Consider the following 394-nt stretch of genomic DNA (forward strand, 5'->3'; position numbering starts at 1 on the left):
GTCTTTTGATATAAATGAATTTAAAGACAATATCTCAGCACTTCGGAATTATTGGTTAGACATTAACCTTTCTCCGGTATCAAGGTAGCTATATGCATTTAGTGGAAGGTAAGATTATACGAATATTAATCGTCGATGACTCCGAAGACGATGTCAGGTTCAACCTTGAGTGATCAGTCATTTTTTGATGATATCAAGATCTGGCAAAAAGAATATGACCTGCTGCCTCAGAGAATTTGTTTTGAAATTACAGAAACCTCTGCAATCGATAACCTGGTTGATGCGGTAGAGTTTATTAATGAAATTAGAGGGCTAGGCTTTAAGTTTGCGCTAGATGATTTTGGTGTTGGTTTGAGCTCTTTTTCTTATCTTAAAACGATTCCTGTCGACTTCC

1 protein-coding gene is annotated in these 394 nt (G+C 36.5%); it reads left to right on the forward strand.

The annotated features are described in order from the left end of the window. Nucleotides 1-135: 135 nt before the first annotated feature. Nucleotides 136-394: EAL domain-containing protein (locus A3761_RS07075; protein ID WP_156491702.1), on the forward strand; the 259-nt coding region annotated here is incomplete at its 3' end.

Source organism: Oleiphilus sp. HI0123 (assembly GCF_001635315.1).